Origin of the sequence: Streptomyces sp. NPDC048255 (genome assembly GCF_040652415.1) — a bacterium.
Classification (GTDB): Bacteria; Actinomycetota; Actinomycetes; order Streptomycetales; family Streptomycetaceae; genus Streptomyces.
In genome coordinates, this window is record NZ_JBEZMA010000004.1 from 39,797 (window position 1) to 57,511 (window position 17,715).

The window sequence follows — 17,715 nt, forward strand, 5'->3', positions numbered from 1 at the left end:
ACTCGGAACGCGATGATCAAGTCCCTGTGAGTCTGTCCGCCCGGATCCGCCCGGTTCGTCGGGGATCACCCCACCCCCACCCCGAACCGACCCTGACGCTGCATCAGGGAAAACCAGGAGCCGCGGCCCGGCACGTGCACAGCACTAGGGAGTGTCCGGCAGTACGACCACCTCCGCGGGGGCGAAGGAGACCCTGACCCGGTCCCCCGCGGCCGGGGCCCCGGCCAGTGCGCACTCCGCCTCCAGCTCCGGGCCCGACACCGGCCGCAGCAGCAGCGCGACGTGCGTCCCCCGGAAGGTCCGCGACAGCACCTCGCAGGCCAGCCCGTCCTGCCCGAGCAGGACCCCGGCGGGCCGGATCAGCAGTTGCCGCTCCCCCTCCGGGGACCCCGCGGGCACCGGCACCTTGCCCCACGGGGTGTCCGCGGCCCCGCCCGACACCGTCGCCGGGACCACGTTCTCGAAGCCCAGGAACCGCGCCACGAACTCCGAGGCGGGCCGCTGCCACACCTCCAGCGGGGTCCCGGCCTGGGCGATGCGCCCGTCGCGCATCACCACCACCCGGTCGGCCAGCGCGAAGGCCTCGCCCTGGTCGTGGGTGACGGCCAGCACGGTGGTGCCCAGCCGGGAGAACAGCCCGCGCAGCTCCACCACGAGCCGCTCGCGCAGCCCCCGGTCCAGCTGGCCCAGCGGCTCGTCCAGCATCAGCAGCCGGGGCGAGGGCGCCAGGGCCCGGGCCAGGGCGACCCGCTGCTGCTCGCCGCCGGACAGGGAGGCCACCGCCCGGCCCTGGGCGCCGGGCAGGCCGACCAGTTCGAGCAGCTGCGCGACCTGGGCCTCGTACGACGACCGGCGGGCGCCCCGCATCCGCAGCCCGAAGGACACGTTGGCGCCGACGTCCCGGTGCGGGAACAGCTGGTGGTCCTGGAACATCAGGCCCACGCCCCGCCGGTGCACGGGCACGCCCGCCTGGTCCGCCCCGCCCAGCAGGACCCGGCCGGCGGACACCTGCTGGAGCCCGGCGACGACCCTCAGCAGGGTGGACTTGCCGCTCCCGCTCGGGCCCAGCACGCACACGGTCTCGTGCTCGGCCACCGCGAGGTCCACGCGGTCCACCACCGCGCGCGCACCGAAGCGGACCGACACCCCTTCCAGCTGAAGCAGGGTCATCAGAACTCTCCGGAGGTCTTGTCGGGGCGCAGCCGCTCCAGCGCCAGCAGGGACACCGCGCACACCAGCATCAGGATCGTGCTCAGGGCCATCGCCTGCCCGTAGTTCAGCTCGCCGGCCCGCCCCAGCAGCCGCGCCACCGCCACGGGCAGCGTCGGCTGGTCCGGCCGGGCGATGAAGACGGTCGCGCCGAACTCGCCGAGCGAGACGGCGAAGGCGAAGCCGGCGGCGATCAGCAGGGCCCGCCGCACCAGCGGCAGGTCCACCTCCCGCCAGGCCCGCAGCGGGGACGCGCCGAGCACGGCGGCCGCCTCACGCAGCCGTCCGTCCACGGCGCGCAGCACCGGCAGCATGGTCCGTACGACGAACGGCACGCCCACCAGGGCCTGCGCCAGCGGCACCAGGATCCACGAGGTCCGCAGGTCCAGCGGCGGCTCGTCCAGCGTGATCAGGAATCCGAAGCCCACCGTCACGGCGGACACCCCGAGCGGGAGCATCAGCAGCGCGTCGAAGCCGCGCACGAAGCGGCCGCCGCGCCGGGTCAGGGCCGCGGCGGCGAGCCCGCCGATGACCAGGGCGATGCCGGTGGCGGCGAGCGCGTACCGCAGCGAGTTCCAGATGGCCTCCAGCGGCGGCACCAGGAAGGTTCCGCCCCCGGCGGCCACGTCCTGGAGCGCCCGGTAGAAGCCGAACCCGTACCCGCCGGGGGCGTCGAAGGACCGTTCCACCAGGACGGCCAGCGGCGCCACGATCAGCAGCGCCACCGTCAGCAGCACCCCGCCGAGCAGGGCGCGCTGGGCCCAGCCGCGCGGCCGGTGCGTGGTGCGGCCCGGGTCCACCAGCCGAAGCGCCGTCTCCCGCTTGCGCACGGTCCAGGCGTGCACGGCGAGGATCCCGCCGATCGCGGCGAACTGCACCATCGTGAGCACGGCGGCGGTCGGCAGGTCCAGGAGCTGCGCGGTCTGCCGGTAGACCTCCACCTCCAGGGTGGAGTACGAGGGCCCGCCCAGGATCAGTACGACGCCGAAGGAGCTGAAGGTGAACAGGAAGACCATCAGCGAGGCGGCGGCCACCGCCGGGGCCAGCGCGGGCAGCGTCACCCGCCGCCAGGCGGCGAACCGCCCGGCGCCCAGGACCCGGGCGGCCTCCTCCTGGCGCGGGTCCAGCTGCGCCCACAGCCCGCCGACGGTCCGTACGACGACCGCGTAGTTGAAGAAGACGTGGGCGAGCAGGATCGCCCAGACGGTGGTGTCCAGCCGGACGCCCCACAGCTCGTCCAGCAGTCCGCCGCGGCCGACCAGGGCGAGGAAGGCCGTACCGACCACCACGGTCGGCAGGACGAAGGGGATGGTGACCAGGGCCCGCAGGAGCTGCTTGCCGGGGAACTCGAAGCGCGCGAAGACGTACGCGCCGGGGAGCGCGAGCAGCAGCGTGAGCGCGGTGGAGGCGAGCGCCTGCCAGGTGGTGAACCACAGCACGTCGGCGATGTCCGGCCGGGCCAGCACCTCGCCGACGCGGCCGAACTGCCAGCCCTCGTCGGTCTTGAGGCCGCGGCCGACGATCGCGGCGACGGGATAGGCGAAGAACAGCCCGAAGAAGGCGAGGGGCACGGCCATCAGGGCGAGCCGCACCGCGACCGCCCGCCGGCCCTCGCCGGTACCGGAGCCCGGCGCGGCGCCCCCCGGCGCCGTGCCCGACTCCTCGGTACCGCCTACTTCACGACGAGCGAGGTCCATGCCTTGACCCACTGCTCACGGTTCTTGGCGATGGTTTCCGGCGTGACGTTCTCCGGCTTCTCGATCACCACACCGTGCTTCGTGAACAGCTCCGGCAGGGCAGCGTCCTTCGTCACCGGGTTCACGAACATGTTGAGCGGCATGTCCTCCTGGAACTTCTTGCTGATCAGGAAGTCGAGGAGCGCCTTGCCGCCCTCCTCGTTCTTGGCTCCCTTCAGCAGACCCGCGAACTCGATCTGACGGAAGCAGGTGCCGGTGGAGACGCCCGTCGGGGCCTCGGCCGGCTGCGGCTCGCCGTACAGCACCTCGACCGGCGGGCTGGAGGCGTAGGAGACGACCAGCGGGCGGTCGCCCTTGGCCTTCTTGCCGCCCGCGGAGCCGGAGAAGCGCTCGTTGTAGGCCTGCTCCCAGCCGTCGACGACCTCGACGCCATTGGCCTTCAGCTTGCTCCAGTAGTCCTTCCAGCCCTCCTCGCCGTACTTGCCGACGGAGGCGAGCAGGAAACCGAGGCCGGGCGAGGAGGTCGCGGCGTTCTCGGTGACCAGCAGGTTCTTGTACTCGGGCTTGACCAGGTCGTCCAGCGTCTGCGGCGGGGCGATCTTCTTCTCGGCGAAGTACGCCTTGTCGTAGTTGACGCAGATGTCACCGGAGTCGATGGGGGTGACCCGGTGCTCCTTGTCGAGCTGGAACTCCGGCTTCACCTCGCCCAGGCCCTTGGCCTCGTACGGCGTGAAGATGCCGTTGTCGAGGGCGCGCGAGAGCAGGGTGTTGTCCACACCGAAGAAGACGTCGCCGCGCGGGGAGCCCTTGGTGAGGATCTCCTGGTTCAGCGCCGCGCCCGCGTCCCCGGACTTCAGCACCTTGACGGTGTAGCCGCTCTGCTGCTCGAACTCCTTGAGGACCGCTTCGGTCGCGTTGAAGGAGTCGTGGGAGACGAGCGTGACGGTCTTGGACTTCGGGGCGTCGCTCGCGCCCGCGGGCTTGTCCTTGGCGTCGCCGCCTCCGCAGGCGCTGAGCGCGGTGACGCCCAGCGCGGCCGCGAGCGCGGCGCCCGCGATCTTCTTGGTGGTGGTGCTCACTGGTGATTCCTCCTGGGATGACCAGGAGAAGACGCGGCCCTGCCCGGCGCTCTTGAAGGAGCGGACGCCGGGCAGGGCGCAACAGCTTGAGTGATGACCGAACTTCCTACCCCGAATGACCGGGGCGAGGTTCAGAGGGTCTGCGGATTGACGGTCCCGCACTCTCAGCGCTGTGGCGCTCCCCTGTCGGAATATGAAATTGGTTCGGCCACAGGGTACCCCGCGGCCGATTACGGACGGCGCTGGCCGGAATCTAGCGCTCCGAGGCCGCGAGCTGGCCGCACGCGCCGTCGATCTCCTGGCCGCGGGTGTCCCGTACGGTCACGGGCACGCCGTGCCGGGCGATCGCCTCGACGAAGGCCTTCTCGTCCTCGGGCCGCGACGCGGTCCACTTCGAGCCCGGCGTCGGGTTCAGCGGGATGAGGTTGACGTGCACGCGCTTGCCCTTGAGCAGCTTGCCGAGCAGGTCACCGCGCCAGGCGTGGTCGTTGATGTCGCGGATCAGCGCGTACTCGATGGAGATCCGGCGGCCCGACTTCTCGGCGTACTCCCAGGCCGCGTCGAGGACCTCGCGGACGTTCCACCGCGTGTTCACGGGTACGAGGGTGTCGCGCAGCTCGTCGTCGGGCGCGTGCAGCGAGACGGCGAGGCGGCACTTGAAGCCCTCGTCGGCGAAGCGCAGCATGGCCGGCACCAGGCCGACGGTGGAGACGGTGATGCCGCGCTGCGACAGGCCCAGGCCGTCGGGCTCCGGGTCGGTGAGGCGGCGGATGGCGCCGACGACCCGCTTGTAGTTGGCCAGCGGCTCGCCCATGCCCATGAAGACGATGTTCGAGAGCCGGGCCGGACCGCCCGGCACCTCGCCGTCGCGCAGGGCGCGCATGCCGTCGACGATCTGGTGCACGATCTCGGCGGTGGAGAGGTTGCGGTCGAGTCCCGCCTGGCCGGTGGCGCAGAACGGGCAGTTCATCCCGCAGCCGGCCTGGGAGGAGATGCACATGGTGACCCGGTCGGGGTAGCGCATCAGCACGGACTCGACGAGCGTGCCGTCGTGCAGCTTCCACAGGGTCTTGCGGGTGGTGTCGTTGTCGCAGCTGATGTGCCGCACGACGTTCATCAGGTCCGGCAGGAGCTCCTGCTGGAGCTTCTCGCGGGACCCGGCGGGGATGTCGGTCCACTCGGCCGGGTCGTGCGCGTACCGGGCGAAGTAGTGCTGGGAGAGCTGCTTGGCACGGAACGGCTTCTCGCCGATCGCCGCGACCGCCTCGCGGCGCTCCTCGGGAGTGAGGTCGGCGAGGTGCCGGGGCGGCTTCTTGGCTCCGCGCGGGGCGACGAAGGTGAGCTCTCCCGGAACAGGGCGGGCCATGGCAGGTACTCCTCGTAAGACGAAAGGCGCGCCGCAGAAGCAGCGCGCCTTCCAAGAGTAACCGCCCGGCGTGTCACGCCGCCTTTTCGCAGGTCAGCCGGTCTATGGGACGACGGACCGACGGGTCAGCCCGTGCCCACGAACGCCGCCAGCAGCAACCAGACCACCGGGGCGGTCGGCAGCAGGGAGTCCAGCCGGTCCATGATGCCGCCGTGGCCGGGCAGCAGCGTGCCCATGTCCTTGATGCCCAGGTCCCGCTTGATCATCGACTCGCCGAGGTCGCCCAGCGTGGCGCTGACCGCGACCGCGAGCCCCAGCAGGAGGCCCTGCCACCAGGCCCCGCCGTCGATGAGGAACTCCATGCACAGCGCGCCCGCCGCCATAGCGAAGGCCACCGCGCCGAGCAGTCCCTCGCGGGTCTTGCCGGGGCTGATGCGCGGCGCGAGCTTGTGCTTGCCGAAGCGCCAGCCCACCGCGTAGGCCCCGGTGTCGCTGACCACGGTCAGGACCAGGAAGGTGGCCACCCGCTGCGGGCCGTCGTCGGCGGTGAGCAGCATCGTGACGAAGGTCGCGAGGAAGGGGACGTAGAACGCGGCGAAGACACCGGCCGTGACGTCCTTGAGGTAGTCCTCGGGCGGTTCGGTCATCCGCCAGACCAGGACCGCCAGCGCGGTCAGGGCCATGGCCACCCAGGCACCCTCGGCCCCGCGGACGTATCCGGCGATGACCATGGCCGCGCCACCGACCGCGAGCGGTACCAGCGGGGCCTTGATGCCCTTCTTCTCGTGGAGCCTGGAGGTCAGCTCCCACAGGCCCACGACGACCGCGACGACGACGACGCCGACGAAGACCGCCTTGACGATGAACAGCGAGGCGAAGATCACCGCGCCGAGACCGACGCCGACCCCTATGGCGGCACGCAGGTCCCGCCCGGCGCGCTTCTTGGGCGGCGGGGGCGAGGCGTCCTGCGGCTGCGGGGCATGCGGAGGCGGGGGGCTGGGCATGGGCTCCTGCGGCGGCGTATCGGCGCGGAAGAGGGGGCCGCGGTGCGCGGCGGCCCCCCGATCGCGTGCTTCCCGGTCGTCGAAGTCACGGCCGGCGGCATCGGGCACGATGGGCATGGGCCGAGTGTGCGGGCCCACCTGCGCATCGTATGCGGGACCCGCCGGAACCGGCTCCGGCTGCCAGGAAGAGTCGTTCATCAGACTTCGAGGAGCTCGGCTTCCTTGTGCTTGAGCAGCTCGTCCACCTGCGCGACGTACTTCGCGGTGGTGTCGTCGAGCTCCTTCTCGGCGCGGCGCACCTCGTCCTCGCCGGCCTCCTTGTCCTTGACCAGCTTGTCGAGGGCGTCCTTGGCCTTGCGGCGGACGGCGCGGATCGAGACCTTGGAGTCCTCGGCCTTGGTGCGCGCGACCTTGATGTACTCCTTGCGGCGGTCCTGCGTCAGCTCGGGGAAGGTCACCCGGATGATGCTGCCGTCGTTGCTCGGGTTGACACCGAGGTCGGAGTCGCGGATCGCCTGCTCGATGTTGCGCAGGGCGCTCTTGTCGAACGGGGTCACGATCGCCATGCGCGGCTCGGGCACCGAGAAGGAGGCGAGCTGGTTGATGGGCGTGATGGCGCCGTAGTAGTCCGCCACGATCTTGTTGAACATCGCCGGGTGCGCACGGCCGGTGCGAATCGCGGCGAAGTCTTCCTTGGCGACGACGACGGCCTTTTCCATCTTCTCCTCGGCCTCGAGGAGGATCTCTTCGGTCACCACGTGCTCCTGCATGTCTTGAATGGATGGTTCGGGCGGGCGGGACGGGCGGAGCCGGACAGGGCTCGGCCCGGCAGCGGACTGCTCAGGCCCGGGTTCCCTGATCGCTGACGAGCGTGCCGATCTTCTCACCCTTGACGGCGCGGGCGATATTGCCCTCGGCGAGCAGCTCGAAGACGAGGATCGGCAGCTTGTTGTCGCGGCACAGCGTGATGGCGGTGGCGTCCGCGACCTTGAGGTCGCGGGAGAGCACCTCGCCGTACTCCAGCGCGTCGAACTTCACCGCGTCCGGGTTCTTCTTCGGGTCGGAGTCGTAGACCCCGTCGACACCGTTCTTGCCCATGAGCAGGGCTTCGGCGTCGATCTCCAGGGCGCGCTGGGCGGCCGTGGTGTCGGTGGAGAAGTACGGCATGCCCATGCCGGCGCCGAAGATGACGACGCGGCCCTTCTCCAGGTGGCGCACGGCGCGGAGCGGGATGTACGGCTCCGCGACCTGGCCCATGGTGATGGCGGTCTGCACGCGGGAGTCGATGCCCTCCTTCTCCAGGAAGTCCTGGAGGGCGAGGCAGTTCATCACGGTGCCGAGCATGCCCATGTAGTCGGACCGGGCCCGGTCCATGCCGCGCTGCTGGAGTTCGGCGCCGCGGAAGAAGTTGCCGCCGCCGATCACGACGGCGATCTCCGCGCCGTCGCGGACCACCGCGGCGATCTCACGCGCGATGGCGTGGACGACGTCGGGATCGACGCCGAGCCCTCCGCCACCGGAGAAGGCCTCGCCCGACAGCTTCAGCATGAAGCGGCGGCCCTTCTTGTCCTGGTCGCTCTTGTCGTCGGAAGCGGTGTGGGGGTCCACGCCCTGATTCATGGAGATCTCCTCGTGCACATACGAAGAAGGCCATTGCCGGTGGGTCCTCGCGGTTCCCTCTACGGCAATGGCCTCCTCGTCAGATCTGCGGTCGCCTCGCGCAAGCGCGGACGACTGCTTCAGACCCTACCGGGGTCCGGTGTCCGTCGCGTACGGACGGACTCAGATGCCGACCTTGATGCGCGAGAAGCGCTTCAGGGTGACACCGGCCTCGTCCAGAACCTTCTGGACGGACTTCTTGTTGTCCAGCGCGTACGGCTGGCCGAGCAGGGTGGCGTCCTTGAAGAAGCCGTTGATGCGACCCTCGACGATCTTCGGGAGGGCGGCCTCGGGCTTGCCCTCCGCGCGGGTGACCTCTTCGGCGATGCGACGCTCGGACTCGACCTTCTCGGCCGGGACGTCTTCCTTGGAGAGCCACTGCGGGGCGAACGCGGCGATGTGCTGCGCGACGCCGCGGGCGACCTCGGCGTTCTCCTTGTCGAGCTCGACGAGGACACCGATCTGGAACGGCAGGTCGGGCATCGTGCGGTGCATGTACGCAGCCACGTAACCGCCGGTGAACTGCGCGAAGCGGTCCAGGACGATCTTCTCGCCGAGGTTGGCGTTGGCCTCGTCCACGAACGCCTGGACGGTCTTGCCGGGCTCGATCTCGGACGCGAGCAGCGCCTCGATGTCGGCCGGGGAGGTGGCGGCCACGTGGGCGGCCAGCTGGTTGGCGACGGCCAGGAACTTGTCACCCTTGGCGACGAAGTCCGTCTCGCACTTCAGCTCGACGAGGACACCGGAGGTGTTGTCGTCGGCGATGAGGGAGACGACGGCACCGTTCTCGGCAGAACGGCCCTCGCGCTTGGCGACGCCCTTCTGACCCTTGATACGGAGCGCTTCCATGGCCTTGTCGACGTCACCGTCGGAGTCCACGAGCGCGTTCTTGCAGTCCATCATGCCGGCGCCGGTGAGCTCGCGGAGCTTCTTGACGTCAGCGGCGGTGTAGTTCGCCATGAGTCTGTGATTCTCTCTCGAAGTCGTAGATCTACGGGTGAACGGCGGAGGCGCCGCGCTCGTGGCGCGGCTCCCCCGCCGTCATCGTCCGCGCTGCGAGTGCCCGGCGCGTGAACGCCGGGCGCTCTCAGTGGGTCAGGCCTGCTCGGCGTCGGCGGCCGGAGCGTCGGCGGCCGGAGCCTCGACGGTCTCGATGGCCTCGGCGGCCGGGGCCTCGACGGTCTCGGCAGCGGCCTCGGCCGGAGCGGCCTCGGCGTCGTCAGCCTTCTTGTCGCCCTCGAGCAGGTCGCGCTCCCACTCGGCGAGCGGCTCGGCGGCGGCCTTCTCGCCCGGCTTCGAGTCACCGGTCGCAGCGCCGGAGCGGGCGATGAGGCCCTCGGCGACGGCGTCGGCGATCACGCGGGTGAGCAGGGTGACGGAGCGGATCGCGTCGTCGTTGCCCGGGATCTTGTAGTCGACCTCGTCGGGGTCGCAGTTGGTGTCGAGGATCGCGACGACCGGGATGTGGAGCTTGCGCGCCTCACCGACGGCGATGTGCTCCTTCTTGGTGTCGACGATCCAGACGGCGCTGGGGACCTTCGACATCTCGCGGATACCACCGAGGGTCTTCTCCAGCTTGGCCTTCTCGCGGGAGAGGACCAGGAGCTCCTTCTTGGTGAGACCCGAGGCGGCGACGTCCTCGAAGTCGATCGCCTCAAGCTCCTTCAGACGCTGAAGGCGCTTGTAGACGGTGGAGAAGTTGGTGAGCATGCCACCCAGCCAGCGCTGGTTGACGTACGGCATGCCGACGCGCGTCGCCTGCTCGGCGATGGCCTCCTGCGCCTGCTTCTTGGTACCGACGAACATGATGGAGCCACCGTGCGCGACGGTCTCCTTCACGAACTCGTAGGCGCGGTCGATGTACGACAGCGACTGCAGCAGGTCGATGATGTAGATGCCGTTGCGCTCCGTGAAGATGAAGCGCTTCATCTTCGGGTTCCAACGGCGGGTCTGGTGACCGAAGTGGACGCCGCTTTCCAGCAGCTCCCGCATCGTGACGACGGCCATGGCCATCTCCTTGGTTTCTCGGTTTGGTTCCTGACGCCCCGCCGCGCCCTGCCCCCATGAGGGACCGAGAGACGCTTTCACCTGGCCCTTTCGGGCTGGTGCTGGGGCGTGCGAAGTCGACCCGGTGACCCGGATCGCCACAAGAAGTGTACGGGACCCGGTGGTATGCCGGGTGACGCGCTTGTCCACACCCGGCGGGCCGTCCACAGGCCCGGCCGCCGCCGGCCCCGGCCGCGCCACCCTGGGGCCATGACGACACTGCTGCTCAGCCTGCTGCTCCTGGCCCAGGCGGCCCTGCCCGGGGTCCGCCCGCTGCCCGCACCCCTGGCCGTGGCCCGCTGGTGGGACCCGCCCCCGACCCCGTACGCGGCCGGGCACCGCGGGGTGGACCTGTCCGCGCCCGTGGGCACCGAGATCCGCGCCGTCGCGGGCGGCCGGGTGCACCACGCGGGCCCGGTCGCCGGGCGCGGGGTCCTGTCGCTGGCCCACCCGAACGGGCTGCGCACGACCTACGAGCCGGTCCGCCCCCTGGTCGCGGAGGGTGAGCAGGTCACGGCGGGCCAGGTCGTGGCGGTCCTCACGGAGGGCTCCCACTGTCCGGAGCCGTGCCTGCACTGGGGTCTGCTCGCGGGCGAGGCGTACCTCAACCCCCTCACCCTTCTCCCCCGCCCGACACCCCGCCTGCTGCCGATGGCCGGCGCCGCCGGCGATTGAGGCGCGGGATCCCGGGGCCGAGGTCTCCGGGGTCCGGGGACCTCAGCCCCGGACTCCCCGCAGGGCCATGGCGACGGCGGTCTCGGTGACGACCTCGGGGTCCTCGGCCGCGCCGAGCTCGATCCGCCGGACGGCGGCGTCCACGACCCCCTGCAACAGCATCGCGGCCAGCTTCGGCTCCGCCTGCCCCAGCGCGCCCAGCGCTTCGACGATCATCGCCACCAGGCCACCGTGGGCCGCGCGGATCTTCTCCCGCGCGCCCGCGTCCAGCTCACTGGCCGAGATCGCCACCACCGCCCGGTGGCGCCGGTCCCCGACCAGCCCCAGCTGGCTGCGTACGTAGGCCTCGATCTTGGCCTCGGGCGACGGGGCGTCTTCCATGGCCGCCTCGATCTCGGCGGCCCACACGGGGAAGTCCACCGCGCACAGCTCTTCGACCACGGCCGCGCGGGAGCGGAAGTACTCGTACACGGAGGACCGGGCGAGCCCGGTCCGCTCCGCGAGGGCGGGGAAGGTCAGCGCTTCCGTTCCGCCTTCGGACAACAGGGAACGCGCGGCGTCCAAGAGGGCGCCGCGCTGCATCGACCGGTGCTCGGCCACGGAGGCCGCTCGAATCCTGGGCACACATCCACTCTACGGAGGTACCGCAAGCTCACCGTCCGACATCCGCCAGCTTCGCCCGCAGTTGGAGGACCGACTTGGTGTGGATCTGGCTGACCCGGCTCTCGGTGACGCCCAGCACGTTGCCGATCTCGGCCAGCGTGAGGCCCTCGTAGTAGTAGAGGGTCACCACGGTCTTCTCCCGCTCGGGCAGCGTGTTGATCGCCCGCGCCAGCAGGCGCCGCAGCTCACGGTCCTCCGCCACCTCCACGGGGTTGTCGGCGGCCGTGTCCTCCAGGGTGTCCATCAGCGAGAGGCGGTCGCCGCCCTCCCCGCCCACGTGCAGCAGCTCCTCGAGGGCGACCACGTTGGCCAGCGACAACTGACTGAAAACGGCATGCAGGTCCTCCACGCCGATCCCCATCTCGCCGGCGACCTCGCCCTCCGTGGGGGTACGCCTCAGCTGGGCCTCCAGCGTGGCGTAGGCCCGCTCCACGGCACGCGCCTTCTGCCGGACCGAGCGCGGGATCCAGTCCAGCGCCCGCAGCTCGTCGATCATCGCGCCGCGGATCCGGGTGATCGCGTAGGTCTCGAACTTGATGGACCGGTCGATGTCGAACTTCTCGATGGCGTCGATCAGCCCGAAGACCCCGGAGGAGACGAAGTCGGCCTGCTCCACGTTGGGCGGCAGGCCGACGCTGACCCGGCCCGCCACGTACTTCACCAGGGGTGAGTAGTGCAGGATCAGCTGCTCCCGCAGCCGCTCGTCACCCGAGTCCTTGTACGAGCGCCACAGCACCTCCAGGGACGAGGGCGCGGTGGACCGCACGCTGCCGCGGGCAGCGGGGGGCACCGCAGCGCGGTCAGACCCTGAGGTGTGCTGGGGCATGCTTCGCCTTTGCCGGAGCGGGATTCCTTGGGAGCGTAGCGTGACGGAAGTGTCGCGGTGCGCGAAGAGTACGGGATCGCGCGGGGGCGCAGGGGCGTCGCGACTCGCGCGGGCGACCCGGGACCGGCGCCTGGCGCTCGGTCCCGGCGACTGCCACCGGGAAGACCGCGTCTCTCATCGGTTTCACTCTTTCACCGGAACGCCCCAGGTCAACCACCGCCTCGCCGGGCAGCTCCGGTTTGCGTGCCTCCGTCGGGCCTCTGCCTGCTCAACTGCCAGCCGTCGCCCTGCCGTTCGACGAACCCCAGAGAGTGAAGTTCGTACAGTCTGCCGATGACTTCATCGGCGCTGATGCCGGAGGCAAGTGCCACCGCGTCGAGTTGGGCCGGGCGCCCGGCGGGGAGCGCTTCGAGCACGCGGGAGGTGTCCGGCCCGAGCAGGTCCCGGGCGAGCACCGGGCCGCGCCGCTCGGGGGCCAGCTCGCCCATGCCGCCCACCAGCTCGGCCACTTCGGCCGCGTCGGTGACCAGGACGGCCTCGCCGCGCAGCAGCTCGTGCACCCCGGCGGAGAGCGCACTGGTGGCGGGTCCGGGGACGCCCATGGTGAACCGCCCGAGGTCCCGTGCCCGCCGGGCGGTGACCAGGGAGCCGCTGCGGTGGGCCGCCTCGACCACCACCGTGCCCCGGGTGAGGGCGGCGATGACCCGGTTGCGCAGGACGAACCGGCTCGGCGTCGGATGGCTGCCGGGCGGCAGCTCGCCCAGGACGAGGCCCTGGCCCGCGATCCGGCCGAGGAGCCCGGCGTGTCCGCGGGGGTAGGCGACGTCCACCCCGCAGGCGAGCACCGCCACCGTGGCCCCGCCCGAGGCCAGCGCCCCGCGGTGGGCGGCGCCGTCGATCCCGTACGCCGCCCCGGAGACCACGACCCAGCCGCGCTCGGCGAGCCCGGCGGCCAGGCTCTGGGCCATGTGCGCGCCGTACGGGGTGCAGGCCCGGGCCCCGACGATGGCCACCGAACGCAGCGCCCAGTTCCGCAGGTTGGGCAGGCCCCGCAGCCACAGCCCGACCGGGCGGGCGGCGCCGAGGTCGTCGAGCTGGGTCGGCCACTCCGGCGCGCCCGGCACGATGAACCGGACCCCTGCCTCGGCGGCCGCGGCCAGGTCCCGCACGGGGTCGGCCCGCACCGCCCGCCTGCGGTACCCGGCGAGCCGCTCCGGGCCCACCCCTGACGGAATCCCCGACTCCGCCTCGGGGCCGGTCAGCAGCCGCATCAGCTCCACGGCGCCGAACTCCCGCAGCCAGCGCCCGCCGTGCTCGTCCCCGGGCTCCAGCACCCGGGTCAGCGCCACCCGCGCCAGCAGCTCCCCGTCCTCGGCCCGCTCCCGGCCGCCGCTCCCCGGCCAGTCCTCGCCCCGGCCGGACGGCTCCGGCCGCGACTCCCGCAGCGCCTCCCGCCCGGGCTCCGGCGGCGGCTCCCGCCGGGACTCCGGCAGCGGCTCACGCCAGGCATCCGCCAGCGGCTCCAGCCGGGACTCCGGCAGCGGCCCCGGCCCGGGATCGGGCGACCGCTCACGCGAGGGATCCGGCGGCTGCGGCCCGTTGTCCGGCCGGGGATCGGGCGGCGGTTGCAGCCCGGGATCCGGCTGCCCGGTCCCGGTCATGACCCGGCCCGCTCGACCGCCGGCGCCCCGCGGGAGATCCCCGTCCGCAGTTCCAGTGCCACGGCCACGTCCAGCGCCTCGGGCCGGTCCCGCCCCCGCAGGTCCGCCACGGTCCAGGCCACGCGCAGCACCCGGTCCAGCCCACGGGCGGTGAGCAGCCCGCGCTCCAGGTCCCGCTCGGCCTGCGCCATGGCCCCCGGACCTGCGTGCCAGCGGGTGCGCAACTCCTGCCCGGGCACCTCCGAGTTGAGCCGCCAGGGGGTGTCGGCGAGCCGGGCCCCGGCCCGCTCCCTGGCCTCGCGGACCCGGTCGGCGACCACCGCGGTGGATTCGCCCCGGCCGCCCTGCCCCAGCAGATCGGACCGGGTCACGGGCTCCACCACCACCCTCAGGTCCACCCGGTCGAGCAGCGGCCCGGACAGCCTCGCCTGATAGCGGCGGATCACCGCGGGCGGACACTCGCACCCGGCCCCAAGCAGCGTGTGCCGCCCGCACGGGCAGGGGTTGGCTGCGAGGACCATCAGGAACCGGGCCGGCAGCCGGATCACCCCGGCGGCGCGGGCGATGACCACGTGCCCCGATTCGAGCGGCTGCCGCAGCGCGTCCAGCGCCCGGCTGTGGAACTCGGCGGCCTCGTCCAGAAAGAGAATGCCCCGATGAGCCAGGGAGACGGCCCCCGGCCTGGGGACTCCGTTGCCGCCGCCCACCAGGGCCTGCATGGTCGCCGAATGGTGCGGTGCGCAGTAGGGCGGTCGGGTGACCAGCGGTTCGCCGGGCGGGAGGATTCCCGCGACCGAGTGGACGGCGGTGACCTCCACGGAGTCCCGCCGGGTGAGCTCGGGCAGCAGCCACGGCAAACGCTCGGCCAGCATCGTCTTGCCCGCGCCCGGCGGGCCGCTCAGGAAGAGGTGGTGCCCGCCCGCGGCCGCCACCTCCAGGGCCCGGCGCGCACCGTACTGACCGGCCACGTCGGCCAGGTCGGGACGGTCCGCGGCGTCCCCCTGGCCGGACCGGGCGCCGGACAGCCCCGCTCCCAGACCCGCGCCCGGGAGGAGCAGGCCGGCCAGTATCGGGTCCGGGCGGCCGGGCGGGTCGGGCGGATCCTCCTCGGGGACCACCCCGTCCGTCAGGACCGCGATCAGCTGGCGCAGACTGCGGATGCCGAGCACCGAGACGTCGGGCACGAGCATGGCCTCGGCGGCGCACTGCTGCGGCACCACCACCTGCCGGTACCCGGCCTCCGACGCGGCGAGCACCGCCGGCAGGATCCCCCGGACGGGCCGCACCCGGCCGTCGAGCCCCAGCTCCCCCACGAGCACGAGCTCGGCGATCGCGGCCGGGTCGACCACCTCGGCGGCGCCGAGCACGGCCGCCGCCACGGCCAGGTCGAAGCCGGCCCCGGATTTCGGTACGGAGGCCGGGCTGAGGCCGACCGTGAGTTTCTTCTGCGGCCAGGCCGCTCCCGAGTTCACCACGGCGGCGCGCACCCGGTCCCGGCTCTCGACCAGGGTCTTGTCGGGCAGCCCCACCAGCGTGAAGGCCGCGACCCCCGGTTCCAGGTCGGCCTGGACCTCCACGACCACTCCGTCGACGCCCGACAGGGCCACCGAACAGGCACGTGCGAACCCCATCAGGCCACCCCCCTGACGTGTTCCACCACGGGCGCGCCGCGCCGGGGCAGCAGGACGCCGACGAGGTCGATGCGCACCCCGCCCCGGGGTGGTCCGCCGTGGTCGGCGAGCCAGCGCCCGGCGAGTCGGCGCAGCCGCTCGGCCTTGCCCGGCCGCACGGCGGCCATCGGGTGCTCGAACGGTCCCGCCCGCCGGGTCTTGACCTCGCACACGACGAGGGCGTCACCGTCCCGCGCGACGATGTCGATCTCGCCGCTGCGGCAGCGCCAGTTCCGGGCGATCACGGTCATCCCGGCCTCGGTCAGCCGCCGGACCGCGAGCTCCTCGCCGTACCGCCCCAATGCCTGCTGTGCCACGCCCTTCGCGTTCATCCGGCACCACCTCCGGCACCGACGATCGCGCACCCCCGCCCACCCTGTGGATCTTGGTGGACAACCCCGCGGTTGTGGACAACCCCGTCACCCTCACGGGGTCGGACCTCAGCTGCCGGGCAGTTCGAGATCGCTCTTGTTGAGCTCCTCGATGTTCACGTCCTTGAAGGTCAGCACGCGGACCTGCTTCACGAAACGGGCCGGCCGGTACATGTCCCAGACCCAGGCGTCGGCCATCGAGACCTCGAAGAAGACCTCTCCCTGGACCGAGTGCACCTGCATCTCGTAGTCGTTGGTGAGGTAGAAGCGACGTTCGGTCTCGATCACGTACTTGAACAGCCCGACGACGTCGCGGTACTCCCGATAGAGCTTCAGCTCCATCTCGGTCTCGTACTTTTCGAGGTCCTCGGCACTCATGGCATGTTCCCCTTCAGCCGTGCGTCCCCCTATTGTGCGCCAGGCGCCTGCGCCCCTAAACGATTTCCGGGGCCAGGACCACCGGCGTACCCGGAGGGCCGTCGTCGAGCAGCGTCCGCAGCAGCTCGGCGAGTCTGGTCGGGTACACCGTCTCATGGGCCGCGAGAAGTTCCTCGGAGGTCCACCACCTGGCTCCGGTGACGCTGCGCCGCTCCAGCTCGGTGAGGCCGCTCATCTCGGTCGCCGTCTGGTCGGTACGGGCGAGGAAGTACCACTCGTCCTGTTCCCAGCGCCGCCCGTCGAAGGGGAACGAGCAGTGCCGGCGCCACAGCACGGGCCCCAGTTCGACGTCTGTGATCCCCGTCTCCTCGGCGAGTTCCCGCAGTGCGGCCTGCTCCCGGCTCTCGCCGCCCTCCAGGCCGCCGCCGGGGGTGAACCACCAGTCGTCCGCCGGGTCCGCCGGCTCGAAGCCGTGCAGCAGCAGGATGCGGTCCGCGGGATCCAGCAGGATCACCCGGGACACCTTCCGCGCCGTCGGCGGGCCCTCCGGCCCGGGCGCCGCCGCGTCGGCGGCCGCGTCGGCGGCCGCGTCAGCGGGCACCGGCCCGCTCCCGCCGCCTCCCGCGCCCGAGGACCCGTACGAACGGCCCGTACGCGGCCCCCAGCACCACGAGGGCGGCTCCGGCCACCACCATCACCACCTGGAGGCGCAGCGGCCCCGGCTGCGAGGTTCCGCCGGGCAGGGCGGCGTAGGTCCCCGGCCGCTCCAGCATCCGCATGGACGGCCACGCCAGGGCGTCGACGCGGGCGCTGACCGCCGACCGGGCGACGGTCCCCTGCCCGGCCTCCTCGAGGTGCGCGCGGGAGTCCAGCGAGCCGCTCCGCCGGTCACCCAGCAGGAAGAGGTTGCCCTCGGGCACCGTCACCTCGAAGGGGGTCCCGGGCGCCGGGGGCTCCCCGGCCGGGGTGGGAAGGCCCGAGCTCGGTTGCTCGGCTTCGGTGTACGGCTCGTCCAGCGGTACGCCGTTCACCGTCAGCGCGCCGCCCGCGCCGCTGCTCTTCACGGTGTCGCCGCCGATGCCGACGACCCGCTTGACCATGGGCGAATCGCTCCACATGGAATCAGTAAAGACGACCACGTCCCCGCGGCGCACCTCGTCGCCGTCGATGCGCTGCGCCAGTACCCGGTCGCCGGGGCGCACGGTGGGCATCATCGAGTCGGTCGGCACCGTGTAGGGCTGGTACAGGACCGCCGCCCACACGAAGCCGCCGAGGAAGAGCGCGAAACCGATGGCCACGGCGATTCCCGACAGCACGTTGCCGAGACCGCCGTGGCCGTCCCTGCCACTGCGTATTGCTTGTGTCCCGCCCATTCCAGCGCCCCCACACTTCGGAGATCGTCGACCTGGGC

Annotated in this window: 18 protein-coding genes and 1 riboswitch; of the genes, 1 reads left to right on the forward strand and 17 read right to left on the reverse strand. The window is 72.0% G+C overall.

All coding sequences use genetic code 11. The annotated features are described in order from the left end of the window. Window positions 1-144: 144 nt before the first annotated feature. The 9 genes from AB0D94_RS05530 to rpsB form a co-directional block, all read right to left on the reverse strand. Complete coding sequence (locus tag AB0D94_RS05530) at window positions 145-1,170, reverse strand: ABC transporter ATP-binding protein (RefSeq protein WP_362045921.1); 1,026 nt, start codon at window positions 1,168-1,170, stop codon at window positions 145-147. Beyond that, window positions 1,170-2,786 (reverse strand): iron ABC transporter permease, encoded by a 1,617-nt coding sequence (locus AB0D94_RS05535; RefSeq protein ID WP_362046446.1) that lies wholly within the window; start codon window positions 2,784-2,786, stop codon window positions 1,170-1,172. The genes AB0D94_RS05530 and AB0D94_RS05535 overlap by 1 nt, the downstream gene beginning before the upstream one ends. Before the next feature lie 95 nt (window positions 2,787-2,881). Continuing rightward, window positions 2,882-3,985: a thiamine ABC transporter substrate-binding protein gene (locus tag AB0D94_RS05540; protein ID WP_362045924.1), complete on the reverse strand. Its 1,104-nt coding sequence runs from the start codon at window positions 3,983-3,985 to the stop codon at window positions 2,882-2,884. Window positions 3,986-4,070: 85 nt separating this feature from the next. Beyond that, window positions 4,071-4,180: riboswitch (TPP riboswitch) on the reverse strand. Window positions 4,181-4,238: 58 nt separating this feature from the next. After that, on the reverse strand, window positions 4,239-5,351 hold the full coding sequence (rlmN, locus tag AB0D94_RS05545) for a 23S rRNA (adenine(2503)-C(2))-methyltransferase RlmN (protein ID WP_362045927.1): 1,113 nt from the start codon (window positions 5,349-5,351) through the stop codon (window positions 4,239-4,241). A 125-nt stretch (window positions 5,352-5,476) separates the two neighbouring features. Continuing rightward, a complete protein-coding gene (locus tag AB0D94_RS05550; RefSeq protein ID WP_362045930.1) occupies window positions 5,477-6,553 on the reverse strand; it encodes a phosphatidate cytidylyltransferase in 1,077 nt (358 codons plus the stop codon). Continuing rightward, on the reverse strand, window positions 6,553-7,110 hold the full coding sequence (gene frr / locus AB0D94_RS05555) for a ribosome recycling factor (protein ID WP_031144133.1): 558 nt from the start codon (window positions 7,108-7,110) through the stop codon (window positions 6,553-6,555). Before frr ends, AB0D94_RS05550 begins: the two co-directional genes overlap by 1 nt. Before the next feature lie 85 nt (window positions 7,111-7,195). Continuing rightward, window positions 7,196-7,975: a UMP kinase gene (gene pyrH / locus AB0D94_RS05560; RefSeq protein ID WP_354380102.1), complete on the reverse strand. Its 780-nt coding sequence runs from the start codon at window positions 7,973-7,975 to the stop codon at window positions 7,196-7,198. Window positions 7,976-8,137: 162 nt separating this feature from the next. Next, on the reverse strand, window positions 8,138-8,974 hold the full coding sequence (gene tsf, locus AB0D94_RS05565; protein ID WP_362045936.1) for a translation elongation factor Ts: 837 nt from the start codon (window positions 8,972-8,974) through the stop codon (window positions 8,138-8,140). Between the two features lie 135 nt (window positions 8,975-9,109). Then, the gene (gene rpsB / locus AB0D94_RS05570) at window positions 9,110-10,021 is read right to left on the reverse strand and encodes a 30S ribosomal protein S2 (RefSeq protein ID WP_362045939.1); all 912 of its coding nucleotides are present in this window, start codon (window positions 10,019-10,021) and stop codon (window positions 9,110-9,112) included. Between the two features lie 249 nt (window positions 10,022-10,270). On the opposite strand from rpsB, the gene AB0D94_RS05575 reads away from it, so the two are divergent. Next, window positions 10,271-10,735, forward strand: a complete 465-nt coding sequence (locus AB0D94_RS05575; RefSeq protein ID WP_362045942.1) for a M23 family metallopeptidase — start codon at window positions 10,271-10,273, stop codon at window positions 10,733-10,735. A gap of 42 nt (window positions 10,736-10,777) precedes the next feature. On the opposite strand, the gene AB0D94_RS05580 is transcribed toward AB0D94_RS05575, so the two are convergent. From AB0D94_RS05580 to lepB, 8 genes are all read right to left on the reverse strand, one after another. After that, on the reverse strand, window positions 10,778-11,335 hold the full coding sequence (locus tag AB0D94_RS05580) for a TetR/AcrR family transcriptional regulator (protein ID WP_362046448.1): 558 nt from the start codon (window positions 11,333-11,335) through the stop codon (window positions 10,778-10,780). A gap of 52 nt (window positions 11,336-11,387) precedes the next feature. Continuing rightward, window positions 11,388-12,224 carry an RNA polymerase sigma factor WhiG gene (whiG, locus tag AB0D94_RS05585; protein WP_266940850.1) on the reverse strand — a complete coding sequence of 279 codons (837 nt, stop codon included), beginning with the start codon at window positions 12,222-12,224 and terminating at the stop codon, window positions 11,388-11,390. Window positions 12,225-12,433: 209 nt separating this feature from the next. Further along, window positions 12,434-13,885, reverse strand: coding sequence for a DNA-processing protein DprA (dprA, locus tag AB0D94_RS05590; protein WP_362045946.1), 1,452 nt, complete (start codon window positions 13,883-13,885; stop codon window positions 12,434-12,436). Further along, a complete protein-coding gene (locus tag AB0D94_RS05595; RefSeq protein ID WP_362045949.1) occupies window positions 13,882-15,516 on the reverse strand; it encodes a YifB family Mg chelatase-like AAA ATPase in 1,635 nt (544 codons plus the stop codon). The genes dprA and AB0D94_RS05595 overlap by 4 nt, the downstream gene beginning before the upstream one ends. Further along, entirely contained in the window at window positions 15,516-15,887 is a 372-nt protein-coding gene (locus tag AB0D94_RS05600; RefSeq protein WP_362045952.1) for a YraN family protein, read from the reverse strand. Before AB0D94_RS05600 ends, AB0D94_RS05595 begins: the two co-directional genes overlap by 1 nt. Before the next feature lie 108 nt (window positions 15,888-15,995). Next, the gene (locus AB0D94_RS05605; RefSeq protein ID WP_005311352.1) at window positions 15,996-16,304 is read right to left on the reverse strand and encodes a DUF2469 domain-containing protein; all 309 of its coding nucleotides are present in this window, start codon (window positions 16,302-16,304) and stop codon (window positions 15,996-15,998) included. A 55-nt stretch (window positions 16,305-16,359) separates the two neighbouring features. Then, window positions 16,360-16,827: an NUDIX hydrolase gene (locus AB0D94_RS05610; protein ID WP_362046451.1), complete on the reverse strand. Its 468-nt coding sequence runs from the start codon at window positions 16,825-16,827 to the stop codon at window positions 16,360-16,362. 67 nt (window positions 16,828-16,894) lie between these two features. Beyond that, window positions 16,895-17,677: a signal peptidase I gene (gene lepB / locus AB0D94_RS05615; RefSeq protein WP_362045957.1), complete on the reverse strand. Its 783-nt coding sequence runs from the start codon at window positions 17,675-17,677 to the stop codon at window positions 16,895-16,897. Window positions 17,678-17,715 lie beyond the last annotated feature (38 nt).